General features: G+C 45.4%; 6 protein-coding genes and 1 pseudogene. 2 read left to right on the forward strand and 5 right to left on the reverse strand.

Going from position 1 to position 5,307, the window contains the following annotated elements; translation table 11 throughout:
- Together BUB92_RS10545 and BUB92_RS10550 are read right to left on the reverse strand one after the other, a co-directional pair.
- A pseudogene (locus tag BUB92_RS10545) lies at positions 1–190 on the reverse strand (cyclase family protein); the annotation flags it as partial.
- A 46-nt stretch (positions 191–236) separates the two neighbouring features.
- Entirely contained in the window at positions 237–2,069 is a 1,833-nt protein-coding gene (locus BUB92_RS10550; RefSeq protein ID WP_073093496.1) for an adenine deaminase, read from the reverse strand.
- A gap of 420 nt (positions 2,070–2,489) precedes the next feature.
- Here BUB92_RS10550 and BUB92_RS10555 point away from each other — a divergent pair, with 420 nt between their 5' ends.
- Positions 2,490–2,834, forward strand: a complete 345-nt coding sequence (locus BUB92_RS10555; protein WP_073093497.1) for an ArsR/SmtB family transcription factor — start codon at positions 2,490–2,492, stop codon at positions 2,832–2,834.
- An 81-nt stretch (positions 2,835–2,915) separates the two neighbouring features.
- Entirely contained in the window at positions 2,916–4,304 is a 1,389-nt protein-coding gene (locus BUB92_RS10560) for a radical SAM/SPASM domain-containing protein (RefSeq protein WP_073093499.1), read from the forward strand.
- Positions 4,305–4,338: 34 nt separating this feature from the next.
- On the opposite strand, the gene BUB92_RS10565 is transcribed toward BUB92_RS10560, so the two are convergent.
- The 3 genes from BUB92_RS10565 to BUB92_RS10575 form a co-directional block, all read right to left on the reverse strand.
- Positions 4,339–4,635, reverse strand: coding sequence for a DUF503 domain-containing protein (locus BUB92_RS10565; RefSeq protein WP_073093501.1), 297 nt, complete (start codon positions 4,633–4,635; stop codon positions 4,339–4,341).
- Positions 4,636–4,650: 15 nt separating this feature from the next.
- Positions 4,651–5,046 carry a serine hydrolase gene (locus BUB92_RS10570; protein ID WP_073093503.1) on the reverse strand — a complete coding sequence of 132 codons (396 nt, stop codon included), beginning with the start codon at positions 5,044–5,046 and terminating at the stop codon, positions 4,651–4,653.
- A 133-nt stretch (positions 5,047–5,179) separates the two neighbouring features.
- On the reverse strand, positions 5,180–5,296 hold the full coding sequence (locus tag BUB92_RS10575) for a zinc ribbon domain-containing protein (RefSeq protein WP_423230212.1): 117 nt from the start codon (positions 5,294–5,296) through the stop codon (positions 5,180–5,182).
- Positions 5,297–5,307 lie beyond the last annotated feature (11 nt).

Raw genomic sequence — 5,307 nt, forward strand, 5'->3', positions numbered from 1 at the left:
GATTGCGGGCCGAGAATCCAAGGGTCGGAGAACCAGTTGCCTTCTGGCTCTCTTCATGGGTCTGGTTCACCATGATAAAGGTCTTCTGGTGGATGGGGTAGAGCGGCATCCCCTGGTAAATAGGCTGTGATAAATCAATGATTTCGTACTGCTGGTTGAAATTGCGGGGGTCGATTTCAATCTTCCGCATGCTGAAAAACACTCCTTTCTTTATCGCTTGCACTTGCCTTGAGGAATTATTCTTTAATCGTCGGTATTACACAGTAGTTGTTGGCATCAATTACTCCCTTGTCGGTTATCTTCCACTTCGGACTGGTAGACAGGGAGAGGAAAGCTAAGTGCATAAACGGTGCATGTACCTTGCAGCCAAGCTCTTCTGCTGCCATCCGGGTCAGGTTGCTCATGATTTCGGTCAGCTCTTCTGCTGTATGCTCATCTGTCATTAAGCCACCTATCCTTAATGGCAGCTCTCCTATTACTTTGCCGTCTTTTACAAGAACCAGTCCTCCCTGCAGTTCTATGATCCGGTTTACGGCCAGGGCCATGTCTTCATAGTTGGTTCCCATTACGATTATGTTGTGGGTGTCATGGGATACGGTCTCGGCTATCGCTCCTGCTTTTAACCCAAATCCTTTGACAAAGGTGGCTCCTATATCAGGTTGTCCATGTCTTCCTACTACGGCTATCGGCAGGAGGTCGTTTTCTATATCCGGTTTTACATAGCCCCCTTCGGCTACCATTTCGGCTTCTACCGCATCAGTTAAGTTCTGGTCGACGATTAATCCTATGCATCTTACCGTTACTTTGCCTTCTTTGTCGCATTTTACTTTGAGTTCTTCTGGTTTTACCGGCGCCCTCTTTACCGAATGTTTTACATAGTCAGGATAGGTGTATCTCGGCAGATCTATTAACAGTTTTCCGTCTTTGGCTACTAACTGCCCTTTCAGAAATACTTCGGATACGTTCATGTCTTCCAGTTTGCCTTCGATTACGGCTATGTCCGCTAATTTGCCCGGAGCCAGTACTCCTATTTCATCCAGCCCATGCCAGGTCGCCGGGTTGATGGTTGCCATCTGGATGGCTTCTACCGGATCTACTCCCTGTTTGATAGTCCTTCTGATGATGTCATTCATGTGCCCGTATTTGGCTATGTCTTCGGCCAGCATGTCATCGGTTGCCAGTATTGCCCGCCGGGAATCCATGCCTTCTTCGGTTATGGCCCTTATGCATTCCGGCATGTTCCTCTGGGTGGAACCTTCACGCATGAGCACATATACACCATAGCGCAGCTTTTCCATCATTTCTTCTTTGGTGGTTGTTTCATGACAGGATACGTCCGTTCCCCCTGCTATGATGTGGGCAGCCAGATGCGGTCCAAACAGCTCCGGAGCATTGCCGTCCACTTTTTTGCCCAGGCTTCTTGCATATACCGTGGATACTATGGTGTCCCTGAATACTGCCGGGTTGTGTTTATATACATCCTTAGCGGCACTTACTCCCTGGGTCTCCCCTATACCGGATACGGTAGGATAGTTCAGCATTTCCGGCAGGTCTTTGGAGGTTATATTATACCCTGCAGTCTCCAGTCCAGGTGAATCAGGGGTTAAGGCCGGTACCCGGGAAAATACATGCTGCGGCATTAAGGCTGCTTCTTCACACATAGCCTTTATTCCCATGGGCCCTAATACGTTTCCTATTTCGTGCGGGTCAGATATTAAACAGGTCGTTCCGGTGGGTATGGATAATCTGGAAAATTCCGTGATGGTGAGCATGGCACTTTCAAAATGCATATGGGAATCGATAAATCCCGGGCATATATATTTGCCCTGCATGTCATACACTTCGGTATTCGGTCCGATAAGGGAAGAGCAGTCCCCTACCATGAGGATGTATTCCCCGTGAATAGCTACATCAGCTTCATAAATCTCCCGGGTGATTACGTTTACTACTTTTCCACCCTTTAACACCTTCTCGGCATACTGGTTGGGGTCCATGAGGACATCTACCAGCTTCTGCCTCTCCGATACCAACTTCAGGTCTTTGATACTGAGGTTTAAACCTTCTGCCATTACCATTCCTCCTATCTATTTATAATGGGCTAATATTACCCTGGGTTACCCGGTTAGAACAGATTACTCTTTCTCCCCTCCTCTCTTTATTTTCTTCGCTTTTTATATAATGCAAAAAACATGCCAATCATAAATAATTTTTCTTGCCCAGATAATATATGGTGTATAAAGCAAACCGTTCCTTTCCGTAAAAAGGAAACGGAATTTTTTTCCCTCCGGAGGCGAAATTTTTTCCGCTCTATCTCCCTGCCAGGCACTTTTTTCTCTTTTTACGACTTTTTATTTTCTTGTTCAGCAATTTATAAGCATAAAACAAAAATCCACCTTGACAAAAACTGCTGCCGGGTTTAGCATATTACCAAACGGTAATATTACCACCTGGTGATATGAGCAATAAGTAATATGAAGGAGGCTAAGTTTATGGAAATAGTGCAGGTACTAAGAACCCTGGGCGATAAAAGCCGTCTGCGCATCGTCAATATACTGCGGGAGGGGCACCTGAGCGTAGGAGAAATCGAGCATATTCTGGAACTGACCCAATCTAATGTTTCCAAACATCTAAGCAAACTGAAAGCCGCAGGTATCATAAATCAGGAAAGAAGGGCACAGTGGATCTACTATGGCCTTAATAATGCCATCATGGATAAATATCCTTTATTAAGAGAACTGCTGGAAAAAGAACTGGATAAAATAGAAACCTGCCGCCAGGACCTGAAAAAATTGCGGGAATACCGCCAGAGGAGGAAACTCTCCCTGGAAACCTAGGCTCTGCTTATGGGTTCTTATTACCTGTACTATTAGGGAGCCTCAGGAAAGCAAAATTCTTAAGGGGAAGGAGGAACGGTCATGAAATCTGCTAAACAGCTCGTAAGCTCAGTCGTACTTAAGGAAGGCCTGCATTATGTGGAGAAAAACCCCATGGAAAACCTTAATAAACTGATAAACTGGGGTGAAAAGCTGGCCGTAAAAGAAAACCACAAGGAATATGCCCGTAATTTTCGACGTATCCTTAACCAACCGGGAAATAACTGGCGTCATTATGTAGAGCGGCTTTTTACAGAACTACATCCGCATGTGCGGCAAAAAGTCCTGATTAATTTCGTAGTCAACTCCGGCCTGGCCGGAATGCCCCTGGCGGAAAAAATGGGAGCCAAACACGGCTGTAATATCCCGTGGGCCATACTCATGGATCCTACTGCCGCCTGTAATTTGAAGTGTACCGGATGCTGGGCAGCTGAATATGAAAAGACCTCATCTCTTGACTATCAAACCCTGAACCGCATCATCGAAGAAGGTAAAGAACTGGGAATATATATGTATATTTATTCCGGCGGCGAGCCTTTAATCCGCAAAAAAGACCTTATAAAACTAGCCCGTAAACATGATGATTGTATGTTCCTCTCTTTTACCAACGGCACTCTGGTAGATGAAGAACTGGCGCAAGAGATGCAAAAGGCAGGTAATTTTGCCCTGGCTATAAGTGTAGAAGGCTTTGAAGAGGAAACAGATATGCGCAGGGGCCAGGGAACCTTTAAAAAAGTCATGGCCGCCATGGATATCCTGAAAAAATATGGCGTTCCTTTTGGCTTTTCCACCTGTTATCATAGCCAAAACACCGCAGCCGTTGGTTCTGATGAATATATCGACCTGATGATTGAAAAAGGCTGCATCTTTGGCTGGTATTTCACCTACATACCCCTGGGCAAAGATGCCAAACTGGAGCTTCTGGCTACTCCGGAGCAGAGGGAATGGATGTATCACCGGATACGCCAGCTCAGGGATACCAAACCTATCTTTCTCATGGATTTCTGGAATGACGGAGAATATACCGGAGGATGCATTGCCGGAGGACGCAGATACTTCCACATAAATGCCAATGGTGATGTAGAACCCTGTGCCTTTATTCATTACTCGAATGTGAACATAAAAGAAGTAAGCCTTTTAGAAGCACTCAAATGCGACCTTTTCAAACATTATCAGGCCGGACAGCCGTTCAACGACAACCATCTGCGTCCCTGTCCTCTGCTGGATAATCCGCATAAGCTCCGGGAAATAGTCCATGCTTCAGGGGCTTATTCCACCCAGCTCATGGATTTAGAATCGGTAGACACCCTTACGGCCAAATGTGAAGAAATATCCAGAAAGTGGGCCGTAACCGCCGACCGCCTATGGCAGGAAAGCCAGAAGCAATTAAACTGCAGCCAGTGTCAGGCTTCCTGCTCCCGAGTAGGCTAAACTTAAAGGGAAACCGCCTGGTTTCCCTTTTAATTTAATCATGATAAGGTACTATTTCTACATCCCAAGCGATTATTTCCAGAGGATCATCACTCCCCTCCACCGTTTCCTGTATAACTGAAGCCACCATCTCTGCCTTCTTTTCTCCATCAGCTACAGCAGCAAAGCCTAAAACAGTCCTCTGCCATAAATCATGATAACCTGCTTCCGCTATCGATATATTAAACCTCTTTCTTACCCGATCTACTATGCTGTTTACCACTTTCCTCTTTTCCTTGAGCGACCCACAGTAAGGTAAAAAAAGCTCTATTTTGCCATATACTATATACATCAAAACATCTCCTCTTTACCTTTTTAGTACTGCTTCGGCTATTCCCGCTATTATATCCTCCCCTTCCTTTTCATTAACCACCTGCTCCTGCCTGGATCTGACTATCACCGTCAGGGCTAAAATCGGCTCCTTGCCGGCATAGATCAATGCCATATCTCCCACCATCTTTTCTACCGTTCCGGTTTTACCGGCCACCTGATAGGAAGAATCTATATACCGGCCAATTCTCTTATCCGGATTTTTTTTCATTATAGTTATAACCTCTCTAGCCCCTTTATCCCCTTTAGCGGCAGCCTGGGCTAATTTTACCATAAACCAGGTTAAATCCCGGGCTGTACTGGTATTAGAAGGCTTATCGCTATATATTTCATAATATTTCCGGTAGATGCAGGTATCTTTGAGCCGTTCCACCTTTCATAGAAAAATATCTACTCCAGGCTTCCTGTTTCATAGACCGGGTGCTCGTAGACCGGTTTTAAAACCGTTCCGCCGCAGAGCCAATCTCCACAGGCGTTAATTCCCGCAGAACTTGCGGTACTCATGTTTATGCAATATTTGCATACTGCATAAGATTTATAGCTGCATTAATGTCTCTATCATGTTTCGCTCCACATTCCGGACATTCCCACTGTCTGGTTGAGAGTTTTAATTCGGGAAGAATATAACCACAAT

Origin of the sequence: Thermosyntropha lipolytica DSM 11003 (assembly GCF_900129805.1) — a bacterium.
Taxonomy (GTDB): Bacteria; Bacillota; Syntrophomonadia; order Syntrophomonadales; family Syntrophomonadaceae; genus Thermosyntropha; species Thermosyntropha lipolytica.

Excerpts from the sequence above, each read along its gene's own strand:
- BUB92_RS10550 (WP_073093496.1), bottom strand. The coding sequence starts at position 2,069 with ATGGCAGAAGGTTTAAACCTCAGTATCAAAGACCTGAAGTTGGTATCG.
- BUB92_RS10555 (WP_073093497.1), top strand. The coding sequence starts at position 2,490 with ATGGAAATAGTGCAGGTACTAAGAACCCTGGGCGATAAAAGCCGTCTG.
- BUB92_RS10560 (WP_073093499.1), top strand. The coding sequence starts at position 2,916 with ATGAAATCTGCTAAACAGCTCGTAAGCTCAGTCGTACTTAAGGAAGGC.
- BUB92_RS10565 (WP_073093501.1), bottom strand. The coding sequence starts at position 4,635 with ATGTATATAGTATATGGCAAAATAGAGCTTTTTTTACCTTACTGTGGG.